The organism is Limnospira fusiformis SAG 85.79, from assembly GCF_012516315.1.
Taxonomy (GTDB): domain Bacteria; phylum Cyanobacteriota; class Cyanobacteriia; order Cyanobacteriales; family Microcoleaceae; genus Limnospira; species Limnospira fusiformis.
In genome coordinates this window covers 3,820,556-3,843,834 of sequence record NZ_CP051185.1, presented here as the reverse complement: position 1 = coordinate 3,843,834, position 23,279 = coordinate 3,820,556, and the positions used below count along the sequence as shown (strand labels likewise).

The window sequence follows — 23,279 nt, the reverse complement described above, 5'->3', positions numbered from 1 at the left end:
ATCGTCTCTACTCATCAACGGCGAATCGTTGCTCAAAAATAAGCGGACGATGGGACTCGAACCCAAACTAAAGTCGGAAGGGGTCGAGAATGGGGTCGCCCCCATTCCCTCCCATTCAAAACCGTACTTGAGACTTTCGCCTCATACGGCTCCTGATGTGGATGCCCAATTGGTCAGTGGTACAGTGTTGACTTCACCGCTTAGTCCTTCTTCTATAGCACAAAACAGAACAGTTAGGACGTATAATGGCAAGGATATCTACAGAAGACCCAAAATGCCAGCCCCCTACAGTTACGACCTTAGACAAAAAGTTATTAATGCAATTGAACTAGACGGTATACCCAAAACCGAAGCCAGTCAAGTTTTCCATGCCAGCAGGAACACTATCAATCTCTGGCTCCAAAGAAAAGAACACACCGGAGACTTCCTCCCTAAACCTAATCGCCCACCTGGCAATAACCACCAAATTACCGACTGGCACAAATTCAAGGCTTTTGCCCAAGAGCATGGCGATCAAACCTCCGCTCAGATGGCTCAACTTTGGGATGACGACATCTCTCCTCGCACCATATCCAGAGCCTTGAAGAAAATTGGCTTCACCAGAAAAAAAACTTACGGCTACCAAGAACGTGATGAGCAACAGCGAGAGGCGTTTATTGCTCAGATTCAACATATGGAGCCGGAAGAGTTGGTTGACCTCGATGAAGCTGGCATGAATAGTCAGGACTCGGATTATCCTTATGGTTACTGCGAGGAAGGACAACGCTTCCATGCCCTCAAATCCGGGAAGAGGCAGGGCAGGGTGAGCTATATGGCCGCATGGTGTCATCAACAACTCTTAGCCCCCTTTAGCTTTGAGGGTTGTTGTAATTGGATAGTGTTTGAGTTGTGGTTGGAGTTCATCTTAATTCCAACATTGAAGCCAGGTCAAACTCTAGTGCTAGACAATGCAACGTTTCATAAAGGGGGACGGATTGCTGAACTGGTGGAGGCAGCTCAATGCCGTTTACTCTATCTTCCGCCTTATTCGCCAGACCTCAACAAGATAGAGAAATGTTGGTCGTGGCTGAAAGCCCGTATTCGCCACTGCACGTGAGCAGTTTGATTCTCTCCATGATGCCATGGATTCCGTTCTCAAAGCTGCGTCCTAACCACCTTGACTAATGCTAGAGCTCACCCTGCCCTGCCTCTTCCCGGATTTGAGGGCATGGAAGCGTTGTCCTTCCTCGCAGTAACCATAAGGGTAATCCGAGTCCTGACTATTCATGCCGGCTTCATTGAGGTAGACCACTTCTTGTGGCTCCATCTGTTCAATCTGAGCAATAAACTCCTCTCGCTGTTGCTGATCACGTTCTTGGTAGCCGTAAGTTTTTTTTTCTGGTGAAGCCAATTTTCTTCAAGGCTCTGGATATGGTGCGAGGAGAGATGTCGTCATCCCAAAGTTCAGCCATTTGAGCGGAGGTTTGATCGCCATGCTCTTGGGCAAAAGCCTTGAATTTATGCCAGTCGGTAATTTTGTGGTTATTGCCAGGTCGGTGATGAGGTTTAGGGAGGAAGTCTCCGGTCTGTGCTTTTCTTTGCAGCCAGAGATTAATGGTGTTCCGGCTGACATGGAAAACTTGACTGGCTTCTGTTTTGGACATACCGTCTAGTTCAATTGCATCAATAACTTTTTGTCTGAGGTCGTAACTATAGGGGGCTGGCATTTTGGGTCTTCTTAGTAATCTCGTCCTCTCCATTATACGTCCTAACTTTCCTGTCTGGTGCTATAGCTCACCCTGCCCTGCCTCTTCCCTGATTTGAGGGCATGGAAGCGTTGTCCTTCCTCGCAGTAACCATAAGGATAATCCGAGTCTTGACTATTCATGCCAGCTTCATCGAGGTAAACCAACCCTTCCGGCTCCATATGTTCAATCTGAGCAATAAACTCCTCTCGCTGTTGCTCATCACGTTCTTGGTAGCCGTAAGTTTTTTTTCTGGTGAAGCCAATTTTCTTCAAGGCTCTGGATATGGTGCGAGGAGAGATGTCGTCATCCCAAAGTTCAGCCATTTGAGCGGAGGTTTTGTGGCCATGCTCTTGGGCAAAAGCCTGGAATTTGTGCCAGTCGGTAATTTGGTGGCTATGACCAGGTGGGCGATTAGGTTTAGGGAGGAAGTCGCCGGTGTGTTCTTTTCTTTGCAGCCAGAGATTGATAGTGTTCCTGCTGACATGGAAAACTTGACTGGCTTCGGTTTTGGGTATACCGTCTAGTTCAATTGCATTAATAACTTTTTGTCTAAGGTCGTAACTGTAGGGGGCTGGCATTTTGGGTCTTCTGTAGATATCCTTGCCATTATACGTCCTAAATGTTCTGTCTTGTGCTATAAGTACACAACAAGCGAGCTAAATGCCGAAATATACATCACCGAGTGAAACGGCTCAATACTTTGGTGTATGCTTACATACTTTAAGAAGATGGGAAAAAAACGGCAAAATTCAAGCGCTCAGGACACCATCAGGGCAGAGACGATATGATATTGCCTCCTACACGGTCTCATCAAACGAGAGAACGCAACGGGCAATTATCGCTTATGCCCGCGTTTCAAGTCGCGGACAAAAAGCAGACCTTGCGCGCCAAGTTGCAAAGTTACTCGAGGTCTACCCCAACGCCGAGCTCGTCACTGATATCGCCAGTGGTCTTAATTTCCAAAGAAAAGGACTTAGAGCCATTTGGGAGCGAGTCCGTCAAGGCGATGTCGGATTTATTGTGGTTGCCCACAAAGACAGACTCGCCCGTTTCGGGTTTGACCTCATCTCTTGGTTGTGTGAACAAGATGGTACAAAAATCGTGGTTCTCAAGCAAGACGGTTTATCCCCAGAGCGAGAATTGGTTGAAGACATCCTTGCCATTGTCCATGTCTTCGGTTGCCGACTCTACGGACTCAGAAAGTATAAGTCTGCAATCAAAGAAGATCCGGATTTATCCAAGCCTTGAACTAGAAAAAACCTGGAAAAAATGGCTGGCGGCTTGCCGTTATTGTTTTAACCAAGCCATAGCTATGCAGCGAAGCTCGACGCGGAGGATTGGTAAGCTGAAGTTAAGAAATCTGGTAATGCAATCAGATTTACCTCAGTGGGTAAAAGAAACGCCTTGCCAGATCAGACAAAACGCGATATTTGACGCATATCAAGCATATACGGCGAGCCGTGATGCCAAGTTCAGAAGTATTCGTAACCCACGACAAACAATCAAATTCAATGATTCTAACTTCACCAAAGGAACATGGTACAGCCAGTTAACAAAAACACTATCGTTTAAGGCAAGTGAACCAGTACCAGTCAGATGTGAGTACGGCACTCAATTAGTTTATCGGCGCGGCCTATGGTTTGCTATTTTCCCTGAACCCGTAATCGCAACGCATACATCTTCCCCAAGAATAATTGCCTTAGATCCTGGTGTCAGAACTTTTTTGACCGGATATGACGGCGATAAAGTCATTGAAATTGGCAATGGTGACATGGGACGAATCGTGAGATTATGTCAACACGAATATAATTTAATTAGCCGTTCAACTAAGGTAAGTGCTAAACAACGCCGTTCCCTGAGAAAAGCGGCCAATCGAATTCGAGAAAAGATTCGGAACTGAATTGATGAAGTACACAAAAAAACAGCTCATTATCTGACTAATAACTATGGATGAATTTTTCTTCCTCGCTTCGAGTCCTCCCAAATGGTAGCCAAGTCAAGAAGAAAAATTAGATCTAAAACAGTCAGAAGTATGCTGACTTGGGCTCATTATCGATTTAAGTTAATTCTGAAACATCAAGCAGCAAAGCGTGGTTGCGTGGTGCTTGATGTGGGCGAAAGTCACACATCTAAAACCTGTGGAGCGTGTGGACATCGCCACGCCCAACTAGGTGGTGCGAAGATACATAAGTGTCCCCACTGTGGTAGTCAAACACCTAGAGATGCGAATGGCGCACGTAATATAATGTTACGTGCTTTGAGGGATTCCTCCTTTACTGTCAGCAATGATGGTATTGCTATAGTTACAGTCCGAGCATTGTCAATCAATGTTCAGGAATATTAAGCTTAAATGAATCAGAAAGGTCAGGTCGGTTCGATTGATTTAGTGCTTGATGCTGATGGTCGCGTTAGACGGGGTTTGTTATCGGTACAACCAGAAGACAATCAAACGGTTTTAGGTTTAGGCGCGAAACTAGCCTTAATGTATTTGTACCAACATGGGATTACCCCGACGGTTACAGACAGCGGAAATGTTCAATTGGACCCAGGGCAATTTGATCCGCTTTTCTGGCACTGATGGGCACTCTCTTAGTGCTGATGCAGGGGGGTATCAGGTATTGTTGAATTATCGTGGCCCCCAAGAGAATTTTCAGACGATTTCTATGACAGATGTACTGGAAGGACGATCAAACCCTAATCTGTTTAGCGATCGCATTGTGTTAATTGGCCCTATTGCCCACAGCCTGAATGACCTATTTTTCACCCCCTACAGCGGCACTCTCATGAGTATGAGCAAACGCAACGGGAGTAGTGATTCTTAATTTTGTCCCCATAAGCCCTGGACGGTCGCCTTCAATTTCGGGTCTGGTCTTATGGTATGGAGTGGTTTTGGATTCTGATTTGGTCTGGTATCGGTACGGCACTGGGTTGGACTTACCGATTAGGTTGGGGCGCTTTACTTAGTTTAGTGGTTGGCGGCGGGAGTTTGACGCTGATCGCCTATATTGCTTTTCTGGAAGGCTGGTGGATACCCCTGGTTCCACCAATTATCGCTTTTACTACTTCGGGAATTGCGATCGCTGGTTATATTGCCAATTGGGAACACCAAGAACGTCAGATGGTTATGACTCTGTTTGGTCGCCATGTTACCCCTCAAATTGCCGAGATGATTTGGCAAAGTCGAGATGAATTAATTGCCCGGGGTCAACTGACTGGAAAAAAAATGATTGCTACGGTATTATTTGCTGATTTAAAAGGGTTTAGTACCATCGCCGAAACTATGGCGGCTGATGCTTTGATGTGTTGGTTAAATGAGTACATGAATGGCATGGCTGATCTGGTTTTAGACCATAAGGGAATTGTCGATAAGTTGATTGGGGATGCGGTGATGGCTGTGTTTGGGGTTCCTATTCCCCGCACTACTTCCGAAGAAATTTCCCAAGATGCGATCGCTGCCGTTTCCTGTGCCGTAGCTATGGGAGAAAAACTGAAATTATTAAACAGTCAATAGCAATTAGAAGGTAAGCCTACGGTTTCTATGCGCGTAGGAATTGCCACCGGAGAGGTAGTTACAGGGAGTCTGGGTAGTTCCCAAAGAATGTACTATACAACTCTCGGAGATAGTGTGAATATTGCTGCCCGACTAGAAAGTTATGATAAGTCTTTTGGCGGTGGTGTGTGCCGGATTTTAATTAATCAACACACCCATAGTGTGAATATTGCTGCCCGACTAGAAAGTTATGATAAGTCTTTTGGCGGTGGTGTGTGCCGGATTTTAATTAATCAACACACCCATGAGGAAGTTAGCCATCAATTTATAACTGAATATATCGGTAGCATTCACCTCAAAGGTCGCACTCAACCTATTAATGTTTATCAAATTAACAATCCTTAGTCTGTATTAAATCTTTCCATCTATTCTGTCAACTGTCCTAAGTAGTTATGAATAGCCACAGCTTTTGATGAATCTCCTCGCCCCCAGATGTAATTCACGGCGGAGACAGCCCCGCACCCCCACCCACATTATCCCCCCCTCCCACAGGGGACAAGATAGGGAGTTTCATGATTCACCGCGACACCACATTAACTTTATCGCCATCTTTAAGATAACTTGCCCCAGCGATCGCAATGCGATCGCCTACATTTAAACCCTGTATAATTTCTATACTCGCCTGGGATAAATCGCCTGGTATAACGGCTATTACGTTGCCCACTTCCACAGTTCGCGCTTCCACCGTATCATCAGGTAATAGACGATAAACAATAGAACTACCGTCAGCCTGGGGAACGATGGCCCTAGCGGGAACCTTCATTCCTTGTACAGTAGTAGTAGTTATCGCCGCCCGCAGAAACATTCCCGGACGCAAGAAAGAATCACGAATAGCCCCCAAGGGAGGCAGGTCAATTTTCACAGTAGCTTGTCGGCTTTGAGGATCAATCAGAGGCGCAATTTCTCGCACCACCCCTCGCACCTGCAAATTTTGATCAGCATCAGAAGTCACAGTAACAGCAGCACCAATTCTCACCTGTGATAACTGAGTTTCTGGAACCTTCGCGTGTAGTTCTAACTGATTTTCCGCAATAATCGAAAACAGTTGTTGATTACCAGTAACATCCCCCACTCGCGCTGTCCGTTGGGCGACAATGCCACTCATAGGCGCACGCACTATAGTTTGTTCCCGTTGAGTTTCCAACTGACGAACCCGCGCCTGGGCGCTACGCACTTCCGCCTCAGCACTACGGATATTAGACTCGGCGCTTTCCACGTTAGCCTCAGCACTGCCTATATTAGCCCTAGCACTGCTAATGGTAGCCCTAGCGCTAGAAATATTAGCCTCTGCGACTCTCACCCCTTCTTCGGCCGTTTTTGCCGTGGTAATGCGGGTTTCTAGTTCCTGGCGACTCACCACCCCTTGGCTGCTTAAATCTTCATAGCGTTCTACTTCTCGGCGGGCTTGATCTAAATTAGCCTTGGCTTCCGCTAACCTAGCTTGATTTTGAGTCAGTAATGACTCAGCCTCCAATAGACTCGCTTGCGCTTGCGCGAGACCTGCTTGGGCTTGTCCGAGGTTAGCTTCCCGCTGACGGACGAGGGAATTGGCGGACTCTACCTGGGCGTTGGCTTGGTCAATTTGCGATCGCAAAACCGAATCATCTAACACCGCCATCACCTGTCCCTCTGTTACCATTTCCCCCTGATTTACTAAAACCTGTTGAATTTGCACTGCGCTGGCTTGGGGTAAAACTGGGAGTAGGTCGTAGGCTTCCACAGTCCCGGTCACATCAAGGGTGCGGGTTACAGTCGTCATTTCCACTGGCGCTACTGTCACCGTTTGGGTGGCGCTGGGACTAACCGCTGGCGCTACTTCTACCCCTGGGCTTTCCTCGGTTACTGGTTCGGAACTGTTGTTAGAGGAAAAGTGCAGAACTCCCAGAGTCGCCACAATTCCTATGACCACCCCGATCACCATATTCCGCAAACTGCCCCCCTGGGGAGGTACAGCTTCCTCGGGTTCTTCCTCTAGGTCTTCAAATTTAACGCGATCGCCATTTAGTGACAATTCAGGGTATTGATCGTCATCAATATCTGGTAATGTATCTTTATGAACCACGAGTAATCCTCCCCCGGCACTCCTTAAATATATTGTAAAGAAAAGTTGCGTAAATTCCTCTTAAAATTCACAATTTCCAGGTGTCCCTGGGAACCGAGGAGAAAAATATCTGAGGGATACCGCCGAAAAAGCCTTATTTTTTAAGGGGTTTGGCTCCTTGAGAGTCTGTGGCGCGAGGTCTCCACTAGTTCACATCTATTTACATAGATTAACTCAGCTTTACCAATTCTGATTTGTCCCCGCTACCAGTCTGGGGGCGATCGCTTTTGATAATTCTGTTTCGTAGATTAGGATATAGGCTGAGTGCTATAGTACATACCTCGTCAGTAGTTTATCTATAATCAAAACATAGCCAGGACGGGCCTATATGGTTTTTAATGCCACGGAATGTCTAATTGATGCCTTTGTTGAACTAATTCGGGAAGGTTACCGCCGCACCCACGGAGGTTATAAATCCAACTATGAGGAGATTATTGGCTGGGCTGGAAACATGGCTCTAGAAAACATTGCCAATAGTGATGCCCTTTATCACGATGTCGAACATACAATTATGGTCACATTAGTGGGACAGGAAATCCTGCGGGGAAAACATATCCGCGAGGGTGGCGTATCCTGTGAAGACTGGCTACACTACATCATCTCCCTAGTTTGTCACGATATTGGTTATGTCAAAGGCGTTTGTCGTCGCGATCGAGAAAATACCTTTGCTACCGGACGCGGAACCATGGTAGAACTACCAGACGGATGTACTGATGCTAGTCTCACCCCTTTCCATGTCGATCGCGCTAAATTATTTATTGAAGAACGCTTTGGCGGCCATAAACTGATTGATGCTGAAGTCATTAAGCATAATATCGAACTGACCCGGTTTCCAGTCCCCAAAGAATCCGATCATCAGAATACCATGAACTATCCCGGTTTGGTTCGGGCGGCTGATCTCATTGGTCAACTCTCAGATCCTCGTTACCTGAAAAAAATCAGTGCTTTATTTTACGAATTTGAGGAAACTGGCTTTAATCAAAGAGTTGGCTACAAAAGCCCAGAAGACCTACGCAAGAACTATCCTAAATTCTACTGGAATGGTGTTTATCCTTATGTCAAAGATGCCTTAAATTACTTGTCTCTTACCCAACAAGGTAAACAAATTGTTGCCAACCTTTACTCTAATGTGTTTATGGTTGAACATGATCAGGTGTCTCAGGGTACAGTAGAAGTCTAATTACTGGGGTTGACCATCTAATTTGCCTCCGTACAATCTGAAAGTCTATAGTTAAAAATCAAGCCCTAATGAATTCCATATTTTCACCTATACAGCAGTTCTTAATCTCTTGGATATTAATTCTGATTGCTGGAGGTCTTACCCTACAAACTATTAATTATGTGGGGGAGTTGGTTACTATTTTAATAGTCGCTGCATTAGTTGCATTTATTCTCAATGCACCTGTGGCTAAGTGAAAACGATTTATCCCTAGGGGAGTCGCGGCGGCACTGGTTTATTTGGTGGCGGCGACCGTCGTTGTCATTGTGGGTTTAACCGTGCTTCCTCCTGTGTTAAATCAGACTAGACAATTTATTACCAAATTACCCGAATTGGCTGAGTCTGCACAGCAGCAGTTAGCCCTATTTCAATCCTGGAGTTATGAACATAATTTACCCTTTTATGTGGGGATTTTACAGCAACAACTACTCAATCAAATATAGCACTAGTCAATACGGTTAGGACGCAGCCTTGAGAACAGAATCCATGGCATCATGGAGAGAATCAAACTGCTCAATACAATGGCGAATGCGGGCTTTCAACCACGACCAACATTTCTCTATCTTGTTGAGGCCTGGCGAATAAGGCGGAAGATAGAGTAAACGGCATTGAGCCGCCTCCACCGGTTCAGCAATCCGCCCCCCTTTATGAAACGTTGCATTGTCCAATACTAGAGTCTGACCTGGCTTCAATGTTGGAATTAAGATGAACTCCAACCACAACTCAAACACTGTCCGATTACAACAACCCTCAAAGGTAAAGGGAGCTAAGAGTTGTTGATCACACCATGGGGCCATATAGCTCACCCTGCCCTGCCTCTTCCCTGATTTGAGGGCATGGAAGCGTTGTCCTTCCTGGCAGTAACCATAAGGATAATCGGAGTCTTGACTATTCATGCCAGCTTCATCGAGGTAAACCAACCCTTCCGGCTCCATCTGTTCAATCTGAGCAATAAACTCCTCTCGCTGTTGCTTCCAACGTTCTTGGTAGCCGTAAGTTTTTTTTCTGGTGAAGCCAATTTTCTTCAAGGCTCTGGATATGGTGCGAGGAGAGATGTCGTCATCCCAAAGTTCAGCCATCTGAGCGGAGGTTTTGTGGCCATGCTCTTGGGCAAAAGCCTTGAATTTTTGCCAGTCGGTAATTTTGTGGTTATTGCCAGGTGGGTGATTATAGCATTAGTCAAGGTGGTTAGGACGCAGCTTTGAGAACGGAATCCATGGCATCATGGAGAGAATCAAACTGCTCACGTGCAGTGGCGAATACGGGCTTTCAGCCACGACCAACATTTCTCTATCTTGTTGAGGTCTGGCGAATAAGGCGGAAGATAGAGTAAACGGCATTGAGCTGCCTCCACCAGTTCAGCAATCCGTCCCCCTTTATGAAACGTTGCATTGTCCAATACTAGAGTCTGACCTGGCTTCAATGTTGGAATTAAGATGAACTCCAACCACAACTCAAACACTGTCCGATTACAACAACCCTCAAAGCTAAAGGGAGCTAAGAGTTGTTGATGACACCATGCGGCTATCATACTTACCCTGCCCTGCCTCTTCCCTGATTTGAGGACATGGAAGCGTTGTCCTTGCTCACAGTAACCATAAGGATAATCCGAGTCTTGACTATTGATGCCAGCTTCATCGAGGTAAACCAACCCTTCCGGCTCCATCTGTTCAATCTGAGCCATAAACTCCTCTCGCTGTTGCTCATCACGTTCTTGGTAGCCGTAAGTTTTTTTTCTGGTGAAGCCAATTTTCTTCAAGGCTCTGGATATGGTGCGAGGAGAGATGTCGTCATCCCAAAGTTCAGCCATTTGAGCGGAGGTTTGATCGCCATGCTCTTGGGCAAAAGCTTTGAATTTATGCCAGTCGGTAATTTTGTGGTTATTGCCAGGTGGGTGATTAGGTTTAGGGAGGAAGTCTCCGGTCTGTGCTTTTCTTTGCAGCCAGAGATTAATGGTGTTCCGGCTGACATGGAAAACTTGACTGGCTTCTGTTTTGGGCATACCGTCTAGTTCAATTGCATCAATAACTTTTTGTCTGAGGTCGTAACTATAGGGGGCTGGCATTTTTGGTCTTCTTAGTCATCTCGTCCTCTCCATTATACGTCCTAACTTTCCTGTCTGGTGCTATAGGTTGAGGGAGGAAGTCTCCGGTCTGTGCTTTTCTTGGCAGCCAGAGATTAATGGTGTTCCGGCTGACATGGAAAAGTTGACTGGCTTATGTTTTGGGCATACCGTCTAGTTCAATTGCATTAATAACTTTTTGTCTGAGGTCGTAACTATAGGGGGCTGGCATTTTGGGTCTTCTTAGTCATCTCGTCCTCTCCATTATACGTCCTAACTTTCCTGTCTGGTGCTATACAAGGAAAAGCACAGGCGATCGCCAGCAAAATTCTGGGGTTAGTTTTTGGGAATTTTAACTGGTTGATTGACCTAATTTTAATTTTATTTTTCTCCTTTTATATGCTGCTTGATGGCGATAGATTATGGCCTGCTTTAACTATAATTATTTCGCCAAAAATCCGGTTAGTCTTAACTGAATCATTGCCGAGAAATCTCCAGAAGTTTTGATCTGGACAGTTAATCTTAGGGCTATTTATAGCCTTCACTTTGGCTCCAATGTTCTTTTTTTTAGGGGTTCCATATTTCCTATGATTTGCCGTGTTTATTGGTTTCATGGAGATGATCCCCTTTATTGGAGCGACTTGAGGAATTGGCACCGTCGCTATTATTGTCGCCTTTCTGGACTGGTGGTTAGCCTGGCAATTGTTAATAATTGCCGTAGCTGTTCAACAGGTAAAAGATAATATAATTGCTCCGAGAATTATGGGAAATCTCACAGGATTAAGTCCTAGTTGAAACCCTAAAACCCTTATTCTACCGTCACTCTAGTGCACTCAAAGCCGATCGCACATTTAGGAGTTAGTGTAAAATGAGTGCAAGTACAAACAGTACACATAGTGGTACATATCAAGGCTTTCAGGATATTCTTGAGTTTTTCAATCTGTCCCGTAAGCAATGCCCCAAAGGTGTCAGGATTAAGCGTAACCGGGGGACAATTCAGCTAGACATCACTACTGACCCGGAGACGGGAGAGCGTAAACAACGGGGCTGTAATTGTCAGTTTACCCCAGAGGGTATCCGCAAGGCTGTTGATAAGGCTTGGTTAGTTCATAAATCCCTTGACGGACAATTTCAGTCGGTGTCTGAATGGCTGGACTGGTACAATGCCACTATTCTTGACGAAAACAAAACTCCCCTAGAAAACGACTTAATCACCTATCGCCAAGTGTTTAAAGAGATGGAAGATGATTACTTTAATGGGGTACACAAGAACACTAAACGGAAGCGCTCTCGCGATATGGCTAGTGACGTTAAGTCATTTAAAACCTGTTTCCTTGATGTATTTAACAAAGTCACAGACTGGGATGATTATGTTAGCTGGGAGGGTATCAAGAAAGCACTGTATAGCCCATTACAGGACGGTAGCAACCCGGTAGGTAGCAAAACCTTTAAAGACAGATACTACCGATTAAAACAGGTAGCAGAACACGCTGACTGCAAAAAAGCACTAGAGAAACTAGAAAAGATTAACCCTACCCAAACAGTGTTTACTGAATCCCAGAGTGTAGACTTGGATACCTTGCTAGGCTTGCTAGACAAGGAGCGTAACACTGATTATGAGAATTCAAGGGAACGTCAAGCACGTGATGGTTGATGTTGGGTGTCGGCAATGTGTGCTTTATATGGATTGAGACCATCAGAGATTGCAGCAAGTCAGAACCTAGATAAGACAGTCAAGATTGACGGCATTACTTTCCCGGCCATATCTGACCCTAATAACCTTGAGTTAGTGCTGGTTATTGGTGAGTTTACTTACTTTGGCAGTAGCACCAAAACAGGTCAAAGGTTAGCAATACCAATGTCAAAAGACAAGGCTTTGATTAACCGCCTAGGAATTCATAACGTCTGTTTACCTATTACAAACGCCAAGGACCCTAGCGGTTTTAATGATAATCATCGTAAATGGCTTAAACACCATAAGTGGGGATTTACTCAAGCATTAGCTTTCCGACATCTAGCTAATCAACTGGGAGAAATGAACGGGATACCACAAGAAATCAGGGCACGCTGCTTTGGACATTCGGTAGCGATTAATGACAGCAAATACAAAAAACGTCGCAACCTTGCCACAGAGTTAGGTATCTTAACACGCCACCACCGACAACCATTGCCACTAGATATGGCAAAGCAAACACTACTCAATCATGGTATTGACCCAGAATCACCAGAAATGAAAGCAGGACTTAGATTAATCTATCAGTTAGACGATTAACCCCCAATAAACCCACAACACAATACCCTCTAGGCTAAATACCTAGGGGGTTTCTTTTACACTATAGCACCAGACAGGAAAGTTAGGACGTATAATGGAGAGGACGAGATGACTAAGAAGACCCAAAATGCCAGCCCCCTATAGTTACGACCTCAGACAAAAAGTTATTGATGCAATTGAACTAGACGGTATGCCCAAAACAGAAGCCAGTCAAGTTTTCCATGTCAGCCGGAACACTATCAATCTCTGGCTGCAAAGAAAAGCACAGACCGGAGACTTCCTCCCTAAACCTAATCACCCACCTGGCAATAACCACAAAATTACCGACTGGCAAAAATTCAAGGCTTTTGCCCAAGAGCATGGCCACAAAACCTCCGCTCAAATGGCTGAACTTTGGGATGACGACATCTCTCCTCGCACCATATCCAGAGCCTTGAAGAAAATTGGCTTCACCAGAAAAAAACTTACGGCTACCAAGAACGTTGGAAGCAACAGCGAGAGGCGTTTATTGCTCAGATTCAACATATGGAGCCGGAAGAGTTGGTTTACCTCGATGAAGCTGGCATCAATAGTCAAGACTCGGATTATCCTTATGGTTACTGTGAGGAAGGACAACGCTTCCATGCCCTCAAATCCGGGAAGAGGCAGGGCAGGGTGAGCATGATTGTGGCATGGTGTCATCAACAACTCTTAGCCCCCTTTACCTTTGAGGGTTGTTGTAATCGGACAGTGTTTGAGTTGTGGTTGGAGTTCATCTTAATTCCAACACTGAAGCCAGGTCAGACTCTAGTGCTAGACAATGCAACGTTTCATAAAGGGGGACGGATTCCTGAGCTAGTGGAGGCGGCTCAATGCCGTTTGCTCTATCTACCACCTTATTCGCCAGACCTCAACAAGATAGAGAAATGTTGGTCGTGGTTGAAAGCCCGCATTCGCCACTGCATTGAGCAGTTTGATTCTCTCCATGATGCCATGGATTCCTTTCTCTAAGCTGCGTCCTAACCACCTTTACTAATGCTATAAATCCTGGGAATTTGGGTAGTATAAAATGGATGAATCTAGGGTTAATAAGTAGGCAATTAATGGTTAATTAAGTTGTAGTAATTATCCCAGACTTGGGTAAATTACAGCTGGTTCACCAGTCGCTTAATACATTGCCCTCACCCTCAATCCCTCTCCCCCCCTGGGAGAGGGACTTGGAGATAGGAATAGATTGGGTATAATAATACTCAAAGTTTTGGATAAAGTTGATAGAGATGAAACTTAGCTTTTGTATAATTGCCAAAAATGAAGCCCATCAGTTAGGGGAATGTTTACAGACGGTGGGAAAGTTAGTAGATGAAATGATAGTGGTGGATACAGGTTCTAGAGATGGAACGCCGGAAGTAGCTAAAAATATGGGGGCGAGAGTGTATGAGTTTAGCTGGTGTGATGACTTTGCGGCGGCGAGAAATGCGGGTTTAAAATATGTGACAGGTGACTGGGTTTTGGTATTAGATGCAGATGAGCGATTAAGGGAGGGGATTATTCCGAAAATTCGGAGCTTGATTAACCAGGAAGATTATTTGCTGATTAACTTGGTGCGACAGGAAATAGGGGCGGTGCAGTCTCCTTATTCTTTGGTGTCGCGACTGTTTAGAAATCATCCGGATCTGTATTTTTCTCGCCCTTATCATGCTTTGGTTGATGATAGTGTGATGGAGATTTTGCGGCGGGAACCTGACTGGCGGATAGGTTCTATTCCGGAAATAGCGATCGCTCATTATGGATATAGCACGGATGCGATCGCCGCCAGGAATAAACAACAAAGGGCTTGTCAAGCTATGGAAAGCTATTTAAAACAGCATCCCGATGATCCCTACTTAGCGAGTAAATTAGGGGCTCTGTATGTGCAATTAGGTAAACTCTCAGCAGGTATTGACCTGTTAGAAAAAGGGCTAAAGCAGGCATCTGGAATTGAGGGGGGGACTATGTATGAATTGCATTATCACCTAGGAATTGCCTATAGCAAAAGGGGACAACTAGAGGCGGCGGAAGCACAATATAAAAAGGCGATCGCAGTTAATGTATTCCCTCAATTAAAAATAGGGGCTTATAATAATCTGGGAAATCTGCTGAAAGAGAGGGGCCACCTAAAAGGGGCCCAAAGTGCCTATGAAACGACGATAGAAATTGATCCATTATTTAGCTTAGGTTACTATAATCTGGGTATGACTCTACGGGCGATGGGAAATTCCCAAAAAGCGATCGCATCTTATCAAAAAGCGATTTCTCTTAACCCTCACCATGGGGAAGCCTACCAAAATTTAGGGGCGGCTTTGTTAGGTATTGGCAACATTCCCGATAGTCTGAAAGCCTTTCAAACAGCCATAAGCCTATATGAACAAACCAACCCCCACCAGGCCAAACTGCTCAAAAAAACCTTGTCAGAAATGGGATGGCGAATATAGACTTCTGCACTATGGGGAAATTTGATACTACAATGCAGCAACAGAACTAGGATGGGTATGATGTGAAAGTCTCTATCAAAGGTTCTAAAAGGTCTGGGTAAGTCACAAGACTTATCTCAAAAGCTAATCATGTTAGGAGTCATGCAATAGTGCGACCCGTTAGCCTGAAACTGGGGAAAATCCCCTGGGGGAAAGGCTGCAAGGGGATATAAACCCTTGACAACTGAATATCGCTTGTTGGTGCGGAAATCTGAAAAGTCCCAATATGGGAAGTATCAGAATCAAAAAATCTCCAAGTCCAACCCTCCAAGTGCGGGAGTGAAAACAGTTCCCCACGGTAGCGACTGGTCATCAATCCGTGAAGCGGGAATTGGGCGTAAACCCTGTTAAATGGGGATTTAAGCGCCCTGTAGCTGGCTATGAGTAGGGAAGCGAACTTCTGGGAGAACTACCGTTAGACTCCAAATTAGGCGGGTATACCCTGCCTTATATGTATGGGGCGAGAAAACGTTGTTGTTGCCAACGTTAACAGGTTATTTCTGTAGGGAATAACTAGGCACTCAAAGGGCCCCCGGTAGAAAGGAAGACTCTAAGGCCAGGAACCAAAGCGATTTTCGGAACGGGATAACCCCTAAGTTGCTCTCGGTGGGTTTTTAGCCTATTACTGAGTAGTCAACCAAGGCGGATAACTGGGTATTCCAGGCGGCTTAGGGGAGGGATGGTGTCAGAAGCGAAGGCCCCGACTATAAATCGGGGATATGCAGACGGACACACGGAATTGAGTTGTTGTGCTGAATGAGTGAGTTGCTGTGAAGAAGACTAAAGCCAGTCTGATAGGGACGAGGATGGTATGCGTAGATGAGTCGTTGTTGACGGTGAAGGGGGAGATGAAAGGCCGCCGAAACTGTTGGCAACGTGGTCTATGGAAGCTGCAACAACGGATTTACCGCGCCTCGAAACGGGGTGAGATTAAGGTGGTCCGTAAACTCCAAAAAATGCTCTGTCGTTCGGCTTCTGTGAGGTATCTTGCTAGTGATATTTGTGATGGGGGTTCTATAGCTGTTCAAGAGTGTTTGATGCAATGGGCTTTGGAACCGGAATGGCGGGCTCGTTGGGAGTTGGATGATGATAGTAGTTTCGGGGTTTCATCGGTTGGGGAACTGTTGCAAGCGATCGCTCAAAGTCTGGAAAATGGCCCTAAGTTTGTCTGGGTTGTTGATTTAGCCAGGCTGGGTCAACCGAGAATCTTGGCTCAAAGGTTGCCGGATTTACCGCGCTTTATGGCTTTGAATAAGGCTCGGATTGATGGGGCTTTGGGGTGTTTCTTGGATGCGATCGCACTGGTCGAGTTCAACCACCAATTGAGTCGCTTAATTAGGGAACAGACCCACCCGGAAACTACTCTGATTCGATTCGGCGAAATTATGGTGATTTTAGATGGTGATATGAGGAATATCAACACCTATCAAAAAGCCGTCAGTGAGTGGCTAGATAAATTGGAAATTCCCCCAGTTTCTGATTTCTATGCTGTCACGAACACGGCTAATTGTGTTGACGACAACTCTCCGGGTGTTGACCTGTTGGGGTTTCATATTCGCCAGTTTAAAAATCATCATCGCCGGGGATTAAACTATCATACGACTATCAGCCCTAGTCGAGAATCTGCCCATCAACACTATCGAGAATTGGCGGCGATAGTTAGTAGCCATAAAGCCAGTCGTCAAGGTGATTTAATTAACCTACTGAATCGGAAAATTGAGGATTGGTCTGGTCAATATCAATGGGCTAATAACCGCAAAATTCACCGAAATTTAGATAGGTTAATTAACCAAAAATTGCGGAGTTGGGCGAAACGTCGTCACCCGGATAAACCTATTAACTATTGGCGGCGAAAATACTGGCAAGGTACAGAAACAGGTGGCTGTAGGTTTGGCTGTTTCCATAAGGGAAAATGGGTGAGCCTTCTTAAACATACAGTATAACAGCATAGCTTGATTCTGAGGAGCCGTGTGAGGTGAAAGTCTCATGCACGGTTTTGGAGACGAGTAGGCTGGGTGACTGGCTTGCTTAGTTTAACTGAGTAATCAACGTACACCTATCGGAATTGTGGGTGCATCAGGTTATGGTGGGGTGCAACTGGTGCGCTTATTACAGGATCACCCCCTGGTTGAAATTGTTTATTTAGGAGGAGAAAGTAGCGCCGGAAAACCTTTTTGTAGTTTATATCCCCACCTGGGTCATCAGGTGGAGTTGATGATTGAACCAATTGATTTGGATAAAATTGCTAGTCGGTGTGAGGTGGTGTTTCTATCTTTGCCGAATGGTTTGGCCTGCGAAATGGCTCCGCAACTGCTAGAAAAAGGCTGTTATGTTCTGGATCTGTCTGCTGATTATCGGTTTACTAATTTAAATACCTATACCAAGTGGTATAACAAAGAAAGAAGCGCTGATCTGGATGTGGCTAGGACGGCGGTTTATGGTTTGCCGGAACTATACCGAGATGCGATCGCCTCAGCGCGATTAGTGGGCTGTCCTGGCTGCTATGTGACCGCTAGTTTGTTGGCTTTATCCCCCCTATTAAAACAGGGGTTAATTGTCCCTGATAGTGCCATTATTGATGCTAAATCGGGTGCTTCTGGTGGGGGACGACAAGCCAAAACTAATATGTTATTGGCCGAAGCAGATGCCTCGGTTTCAGCCTATGGCATTGGTGGACACCATCGCCACACCCCGGAAATTGAGCAAGTTTGTAGTGATTTGGCTGGACATAATGTGAAGGTGCAGTTTACTCCCCATTTAATGCCTATGGTGCGGGGTATTTTGGCCACAGTTTACGCTAACTTGCGCGACCCGGGTTTGGTGCGGGAAGATTTGCTGACCATTTATAAGGCATTTTACCGAAATTCTCCCTGGGTTAAGGTTTTACCTGGGGGAACTTTCCCCCAAAGTAAATGGGCCTGTGGCACAAATCTTTGTTATATCGGTATTGAGGTAGACCAACGCACCGATAGGGCGATCGTGATTTCTACTATTGATAACCTGATTAAAGGTCAAGCTGGACAGGCGGTTCAATGCCTTAATATTATGAAGGGATGGTCGGAAACTCTCGGACTACCTCAGTTGAGTTTTTATCCCTAAAATTAAGTCTGGGGCGGGTTAATCAGTCTCTCACCCGCCCTAAACTTTTACCCGCCGTGACGGGTTAATAACACTGGACAGTTGGCGTAAACTCGCACATAGTCGGATAGGGAATTCCCCAGTAGGCGATCAATATCAATGAAACTCTTGGCTACCGTGGGACGGCGATCGGGAGAACCCAGCAACAGCAGATCCGCGTTGATATCTTCTGCGATCCGGCAAATTTCCGGGCCGGGTTTTCCGGTTCCGGTAACACAACGATAACTAAGTCCCATTTGTTTGGCTTGGGCTACCGCCGGGGCTAAAACTGGGTCGTTTTCCGCATTGGCGGTGTAGTCTTCTGCTGATTGGCCACTGAGATCTTTATTAACATGGGCGATAATTAGTTGTCCGCCTTGGATGTCTTTCACAAAGTCGATCGCCGTTTTTAGGCATTCCTGGGCTTCTGGGGATGAATTGTAAGCTACCATGACCCGCCGTAGCTTCTTGATATAGGTATCGTCTTTGACCAACAGCATAGGCCGAGATGTGAGTTGGAAAACGTATTGACTGACTGAGTTTTCTAAAATGGCTTGCAGTCGTCCTAACCCCCGTGAACCGATAATAATTAGATCGGCGTTTTCTTCGTCTGCTACCTGACAAACGATATCTTTGGGATCACCTTGTTTGAGTCTAGGATTAACTCGCTGAGGATCAACTTTCACGGATTGGACGGCTTGGGCGAGGATTTTGCCTCCCTCTTCTAGTTTGGCGGACATTCCCTCAGCCGTGACTTGGCTGGGGACTACATGGAGAAGGGTGATAGATGCCTGTTGCAGAGATGGTAAATCCATCAGCATATTTAGCATCTCTTCGCACAGTCCACGACCAGCAACAGCAACTAAAATTTTATTGATCATAGGTTTTGCCCAAAATTCAAAACAACGCTCATTATCAAACGCACTATTATATAACTTAGGACAAAGCGGCTGATTAACTGATAATTTGTAGAAATGTAGCGTTTTGGAACGAATTGTAAAGTGTCTCGATTAGAATATCCTAGTTCACAAGATCAGCCCACTAAGACCTCAAATTGGTTTGAGTATCTGGTGGAAGTGTTCCCACATCAAACTGACTATGCGGGGGCGGTTTGGCATGGGACTTATGTGGGTTGGATGGAAGAGGCCCGTATTGGGGCGTTGCGGTCTGTGGGGGTTGGTTATGATCAGTTGGTGGCTTTGGGGTTTGAGTTGCCTGTGGTTGAGTTGGAAATCCGCTATCATCAATTTGTACACATGGGCGATCGCATTAAGGTTAAAAATCGTATTGCTGGCTTGACAAAAGTTCGCATTCCCTGGGAATTTGAGATTGAGTCCCTAGACGGTAGTCAACGCTATGTTAGCGCCACTACTACTCTGGTGGTTATCGATCGCCAAACTGGTAAAATTAGACGACAATGGCCGCCTATTTTAAATGAGGCGATCGCTAAACTCATCGATAATGGTTAAGTTACGCTATCTTGGGAAATTGGGGCGATCGGTAATTCTACTCGAAATTCTGCCCCCTCTCCAGGAAGAGAAGATAAAATCAACTGTCCGTGATGTTTTTCTACCACAATTTGATAGCTGGTAGCTAGTCCTAATCCCATCCCTTTGCCCACAGTTTTAGTAGTGAAAAATGGGTCAAATAAACGGGATTGTCACTCCGGCGCAATTCCCACACCATTATCACGAATCCGAATCGCTACCCGGTTAGGATTAACTTGTTCTGTGGTTATCCAAATAGTCGGAACCCAGTCGGAATCATCCCCTTGATTTTGAGCAGATATTAAGCTATCAATAGCATTATTAATTAGGTGCATAAATACTTGATTAATTAAGCCGTGATAACCGTTAATTTTCGGCAAATTTTTCGCCTGTTTATTAATAACTTGAATATCAACAGTATCATCGTTTCCCTGCAATCTATGCTTTATTAAATGCAAAATGCTGTTGATAGATTAATGCCAATCAATCGATTTCATATCTGCTTCATTGGTGGTGCGGCAGAAAATTCGCCAAGCTAACATGATTTGATAAATCCGTTTTATCCCTGTTTTCATGGATCTAATTAAGTTCCGAAGATCCTCTAAAACAAAATCTAGTTCCAGTTTTTCTGCTAGGTCTAAAATCCTGGGGGAAGGATGGGGATATTCTTGTCGATATAAATTCATTAACTCAATGATATCTTAACAATATTGATAGGCAGGTTCAAGGTTGCCAGCAATGAAATTAATCGGATTATTAAGTTCATGAAAAATCCCTGCTAATAATTGATTTAAGGCTACCATTGTCTGCTTTTGGATTAGTTCAACTTGGGTGGCTGCTAACTGCTTTTGGGTCGCTTTTAGTTGCTGATTTTGAAGCTGTAAATCTATCTTTTGGCAGATTTGGGATTTTTAGTTGATTGTTAATCCTCGCCATCACCTCTTCTACTTGAAAAGGTTTCGTGATATAATCCACTCCTCCCACTTGAAAAGCCCTAACTTGATCTTCAATTTGATTAATAGCACTCACCAAAATAATCGGAATTTCCGAAGTTTCTGGATTGTTTTTTAAGGCTTGACAAACTTGATAACCATTGAGACCCTGCATATTGATATAAAGTAAAATTAAGTCCGGTTTTAAGGCATTAACTGCCATGAGTGCCATCTTACCGTTAATAGATTTCCGCACCCGAAATCCAAACTCCATTAACATAGTTGATAATAACCTAATATTTTCTGGGACATCATCAACTATTAAGATATCGGCTGATGCAAAATTATGATTATTCATAATTCATGGCTTTTAATAGTTTTAAGTATTGATTATTTAGGAGTTAAAACTAGCGAAATTATTTACCATGTTAGATTTCCGGAGATTAAATCGAGCAATGAACTTTCGGGTAGCGGTGGAGAAAATAAATAACCTTGTGCAAACTCACATTCTAAACTTCTCAATAATGACAGTTGTTCGGGGGTTTCTACACCCTCAGCAATTACCCCCATTTTCATGGTTTTTGCAATGTTAACAATCACGGGAACTAAGCCGCAACTTGAACCATTATTATCCATTCTTTGCACAAAAGATTTGTCGATTTTAAGAGTGTCAACTTGGAAATTATGCAGATAACTTAAAGAAGAGTATCCCGTGCCAAAATCATCAATACTTAGTCGGACATTTTGGCTTTTAAAACCTTCCAGAATAGCTACTGCTGTTTTCGGGTTATCCATAATTGCGCTTTCTGTTATTTCTAATTTTAAGCAATGGGGATCTAGTTTGGTGGCTTCTAAAATTTGTTGTATTTGCTGACTTAGCTCCATATTAGCAAACTGTCTCGCGGATACATTCACACTGATAAACATCGAATCATTAATAAGTTTATTTTCTTGCCAGCTTCTGAATTGCTCACAAGCACTTTTTAACACTAAATAACCAATGGCGTTAATTAAACCTGTTTCTTCGGCTATGGGAATAAATAAGACGGGGGGAATTAATTTTTTGGTGGGATGTTGCCACCTAATTAAGGCTTCAAAACCTGCGATTTTTCCGGTTTTTAGATGGATTATGGGTTGATAATAAACTAGAAATTCATTATTAGTAATGGCTCGCCTTAAATCGTTTTCAAGTTGCAGCTTTTCCGAAACATGGTGGTGCATACTCGGGTCAAATATATGATATTGACCTTTGCCTAAGTCTTTGGCTCGATACATGGCTGTATCTGCATCTCGTAGTATATGTTCCGGTTTTTGATAATCTAAATGTGACAAAGATATGCCAATACTTACATTGATAAATACTTCTTGATTTGGCAAGACAAAAGGATGGGAAAAACTATCAAGAACTTTTTGAGCAATGGTTTTGGCTTCCGCCATATCCTCGATTTTATTAACCATAATCGCAAATTCGTCGCCTCCTAAACGAGCCAGGGTGTCTTCCGGTTTTAGCAGGGATTTTAGACGTTTGGAAATAGCGACTAATAGTTGATCACCTACGGAATGTCCGAGGGATTCGTTAATCATTTTAAAGCGATCGCAGTCTAGCAACAACACCACAAACTGATAGTTAGGATATTGCTGTTTGATGTCAATACCATCAGCCAGACGTTCCAAAAATAAGGCTCGATTTGGTAAATTAGTTAACTCATCACGAAAAGCCATATCCCGGAGTTTACTGTTAGCAATTTCTAATTCTTTAGTTCGCTGTTCAACTCTTGCTTCTAGTTGGGTATTTAAAATTTGTAATTGCTGTTGAGTTCGCCGGAGAGTTAGTTGATTTTTTACCCTGATTAAGACTTCCTGAAACTGAAAGGGTTTACTGATATAGTCTACTCCACCACTTTCAAAGGCTTTCACCTTGTCAAAAATATCGTCCAAAGCACTCAGAAAAATTATGGGTACTTCTGCTGTATTAGGATCGGATTTAAGCTGATTACAAACTGTATAACCATCTATATCAGGCATCATAATATCCAGCAGGATTAAATCGGGTAACTTATTATTGACCTCCTCTAGTGCCGTTTTGCCGTCGATCGCCTCACGAACTTGATACCCTTTTTTTCTAAGAATGCGCGACAGTAGATGCAAATTTCCTGGCGTATCATCAACAATCAAAATATCTGATTCTTGGTGGTTATTTGACTGTTTATAACTCATAATGTATTTTAGTCTAGGTTGTGGGGTAAGCTATTGAACCCCCATGGTCAAGGGATTGATAAATAGGAAATATTAACATTGTACTCAACCCAGTTGTTTTTTGGGT

The 23,279-nt window shown here is 44.4% G+C and carries 20 protein-coding genes and 8 pseudogenes; 17 read left to right on the top strand and 11 right to left on the bottom strand.

Annotation, left to right across the window (positions count from 1 at the left end):
• The first annotated feature begins 274 nt into the window (after positions 1 to 274).
• Positions 275 to 1,151, top strand: a protein-coding gene (locus tag HFV01_RS18050; RefSeq protein ID WP_260378316.1) for an IS630 family transposase whose coding sequence is annotated in 2 segments (ribosomal slippage) — positions 275 to 1,087 and positions 1,089 to 1,151 — 876 coding nt in all. Because the reading frame shifts where the segments join, the coding sequence is not laid out codon by codon here.
• A 20-nt stretch (positions 1,152 to 1,171) separates the two neighbouring features.
• Here HFV01_RS18050 and HFV01_RS18045 read toward each other — a convergent pair.
• Together HFV01_RS18045 and HFV01_RS18040 are read right to left on the bottom strand one after the other, a co-directional pair.
• Positions 1,172 to 1,706 (bottom strand): annotated as a pseudogene (locus HFV01_RS18045) (IS630 transposase-related protein); the annotation flags it as partial.
• Between the two features lie 65 nt (positions 1,707 to 1,771).
• A pseudogene (locus tag HFV01_RS18040) lies at positions 1,772 to 2,305 on the bottom strand (IS630 transposase-related protein); the annotation flags it as partial.
• An 82-nt stretch (positions 2,306 to 2,387) separates the two neighbouring features.
• On the opposite strand from HFV01_RS18040, the gene HFV01_RS18035 reads away from it, so the two are divergent.
• The 7 genes and pseudogenes from HFV01_RS18035 to HFV01_RS30920 all read left to right on the top strand — a co-directional run bounded on the left by HFV01_RS18035 (position 2,388) and on the right by HFV01_RS30920 (position 5,622).
• Complete coding sequence (locus HFV01_RS18035) at positions 2,388 to 2,975, top strand: IS607 family transposase (RefSeq protein ID WP_006669476.1); 588 nt, start codon at positions 2,388 to 2,390, stop codon at positions 2,973 to 2,975.
• Positions 2,953 to 3,000, top strand: a pseudogene (locus HFV01_RS31740) (hypothetical protein); the annotation flags it as partial. The gene HFV01_RS18035 and the pseudogene HFV01_RS31740, both read left to right, overlap by 23 nt.
• A 93-nt stretch (positions 3,001 to 3,093) precedes the next feature.
• A complete protein-coding gene (locus HFV01_RS30930) occupies positions 3,094 to 3,627 on the top strand; it encodes a DUF4005 domain-containing protein (RefSeq protein ID WP_006669477.1) in 534 nt (177 codons plus the stop codon).
• 84 nt (positions 3,628 to 3,711) lie between these two features.
• Complete coding sequence (locus HFV01_RS30925; protein WP_006669478.1) at positions 3,712 to 4,071, top strand: zinc ribbon domain-containing protein; 360 nt, start codon at positions 3,712 to 3,714, stop codon at positions 4,069 to 4,071.
• 6 nt (positions 4,072 to 4,077) lie between these two features.
• On the top strand, positions 4,078 to 4,305 hold the full coding sequence (locus HFV01_RS18025) for a CHASE2 domain-containing protein (RefSeq protein ID WP_006620570.1): 228 nt from the start codon (positions 4,078 to 4,080) through the stop codon (positions 4,303 to 4,305).
• The gene (locus HFV01_RS18020; protein WP_315641071.1) at positions 4,226 to 4,549 is read left to right on the top strand and encodes a CHASE2 domain-containing protein; all 324 of its coding nucleotides are present in this window, start codon (positions 4,226 to 4,228) and stop codon (positions 4,547 to 4,549) included. The genes HFV01_RS18025 and HFV01_RS18020 overlap by 80 nt, the downstream gene beginning before the upstream one ends.
• Positions 4,550 to 4,605: 56 nt before the next feature.
• A pseudogene (locus HFV01_RS30920) lies at positions 4,606 to 5,622 on the top strand (adenylate/guanylate cyclase domain-containing protein).
• A gap of 172 nt (positions 5,623 to 5,794) precedes the next feature.
• Here HFV01_RS30920 and HFV01_RS18005 read toward each other — a convergent pair.
• A complete protein-coding gene (locus tag HFV01_RS18005; RefSeq protein ID WP_006620566.1) occupies positions 5,795 to 7,339 on the bottom strand; it encodes an efflux RND transporter periplasmic adaptor subunit in 1,545 nt (514 codons plus the stop codon).
• A gap of 367 nt (positions 7,340 to 7,706) precedes the next feature.
• On the opposite strand from HFV01_RS18005, the gene HFV01_RS18000 reads away from it, so the two are divergent.
• Together HFV01_RS18000 and HFV01_RS17995 are read left to right on the top strand one after the other, a co-directional pair.
• Complete coding sequence (locus HFV01_RS18000) at positions 7,707 to 8,558, top strand: Npun_R2479 family HD domain-containing metalloprotein (RefSeq protein WP_006620565.1); 852 nt, start codon at positions 7,707 to 7,709, stop codon at positions 8,556 to 8,558.
• Positions 8,559 to 8,803: 245 nt separating this feature from the next.
• Positions 8,804 to 9,040 carry an AI-2E family transporter gene (locus tag HFV01_RS17995; RefSeq protein ID WP_071533510.1) on the top strand — a complete coding sequence of 79 codons (237 nt, stop codon included), beginning with the start codon at positions 8,804 to 8,806 and terminating at the stop codon, positions 9,038 to 9,040.
• Positions 9,041 to 9,055: 15 nt separating this feature from the next.
• On the opposite strand, the pseudogene HFV01_RS17990 reads toward HFV01_RS17995, so the two are convergent.
• From HFV01_RS17990 to HFV01_RS30915, 3 genes and pseudogenes are all read right to left on the bottom strand, one after another.
• Positions 9,056 to 9,766, bottom strand: a pseudogene (locus HFV01_RS17990) (IS630 family transposase); the annotation flags it as partial.
• 19 nt (positions 9,767 to 9,785) lie between these two features.
• A protein-coding gene (locus tag HFV01_RS17985) for an IS630 family transposase (protein WP_228116516.1) occupies positions 9,786 to 10,662 on the bottom strand; the annotation gives its coding sequence in 2 pieces (ribosomal slippage) (positions 9,786 to 9,848 and positions 9,850 to 10,662; 876 coding nt in all).
• Positions 10,663 to 10,726: 64 nt separating this feature from the next.
• A pseudogene (locus HFV01_RS30915) lies at positions 10,727 to 10,891 on the bottom strand (IS630 transposase-related protein); the annotation flags it as partial.
• 416 nt (positions 10,892 to 11,307) lie between these two features.
• Between HFV01_RS30915 and HFV01_RS31735 the strand changes: the two are divergent.
• The 6 genes and pseudogenes from HFV01_RS31735 to argC all read left to right on the top strand — a co-directional run bounded on the left by HFV01_RS31735 (position 11,308) and on the right by argC (position 18,519).
• The gene (locus HFV01_RS31735) at positions 11,308 to 11,454 is read left to right on the top strand and encodes an AI-2E family transporter (RefSeq protein ID WP_126277581.1); all 147 of its coding nucleotides are present in this window, start codon (positions 11,308 to 11,310) and stop codon (positions 11,452 to 11,454) included.
• 73 nt (positions 11,455 to 11,527) lie between these two features.
• Positions 11,528 to 12,931 (top strand): annotated as a pseudogene (locus HFV01_RS30910) (site-specific integrase).
• Positions 12,932 to 13,058: 127 nt separating this feature from the next.
• A protein-coding gene (locus tag HFV01_RS17965) for an IS630 family transposase (protein ID WP_235720227.1) occupies positions 13,059 to 13,921 on the top strand; the annotation gives its coding sequence in 2 pieces (ribosomal slippage) (positions 13,059 to 13,386 and positions 13,386 to 13,921; 864 coding nt in all).
• A 266-nt stretch (positions 13,922 to 14,187) separates the two neighbouring features.
• On the top strand, positions 14,188 to 15,381 hold the full coding sequence (locus HFV01_RS17960; RefSeq protein ID WP_006669453.1) for a glycosyltransferase: 1,194 nt from the start codon (positions 14,188 to 14,190) through the stop codon (positions 15,379 to 15,381).
• Between the two features lie 809 nt (positions 15,382 to 16,190).
• A complete protein-coding gene (locus tag HFV01_RS17955) occupies positions 16,191 to 17,363 on the top strand; it encodes a group II intron maturase-specific domain-containing protein (RefSeq protein WP_318285791.1) in 1,173 nt (390 codons plus the stop codon).
• Between the two features lie 124 nt (positions 17,364 to 17,487).
• A complete protein-coding gene (gene argC / locus HFV01_RS17950) occupies positions 17,488 to 18,519 on the top strand; it encodes an N-acetyl-gamma-glutamyl-phosphate reductase (protein WP_006620553.1) in 1,032 nt (343 codons plus the stop codon).
• Positions 18,520 to 18,566: 47 nt separating this feature from the next.
• On the opposite strand, the gene HFV01_RS17945 is transcribed toward argC, so the two are convergent.
• Entirely contained in the window at positions 18,567 to 19,418 is an 852-nt protein-coding gene (locus HFV01_RS17945) for a universal stress protein (RefSeq protein WP_006620552.1), read from the bottom strand.
• Positions 19,419 to 19,538: 120 nt separating this feature from the next.
• Between HFV01_RS17945 and HFV01_RS17940 the strand changes: the two genes are divergently transcribed.
• A complete protein-coding gene (locus HFV01_RS17940) occupies positions 19,539 to 20,006 on the top strand; it encodes an acyl-CoA thioesterase (protein WP_006620551.1) in 468 nt (155 codons plus the stop codon).
• Here HFV01_RS17940 and HFV01_RS31730 read toward each other — a convergent pair.
• The 4 genes and pseudogenes from HFV01_RS31730 to HFV01_RS17915 all read right to left on the bottom strand — a co-directional run bounded on the left by HFV01_RS31730 (position 20,003) and on the right by HFV01_RS17915 (position 23,173).
• A pseudogene (locus HFV01_RS31730) lies at positions 20,003 to 20,359 on the bottom strand (sensor histidine kinase). The gene HFV01_RS17940 and the pseudogene HFV01_RS31730 overlap by 4 nt on opposite strands.
• A gap of 138 nt (positions 20,360 to 20,497) precedes the next feature.
• Positions 20,498 to 20,710 (bottom strand): hypothetical protein, encoded by a 213-nt coding sequence (locus tag HFV01_RS17925; protein ID WP_006669451.1) that lies wholly within the window; start codon positions 20,708 to 20,710, stop codon positions 20,498 to 20,500.
• Between the two features lie 136 nt (positions 20,711 to 20,846).
• A complete protein-coding gene (locus tag HFV01_RS17920; RefSeq protein ID WP_318285790.1) occupies positions 20,847 to 21,314 on the bottom strand; it encodes a response regulator in 468 nt (155 codons plus the stop codon).
• 62 nt (positions 21,315 to 21,376) lie between these two features.
• Positions 21,377 to 23,173, bottom strand: coding sequence for a two-component system response regulator (locus tag HFV01_RS17915; RefSeq protein ID WP_187758350.1), 1,797 nt, complete (start codon positions 23,171 to 23,173; stop codon positions 21,377 to 21,379).
• Positions 23,174 to 23,279: the final 106 nt, after the last annotated feature.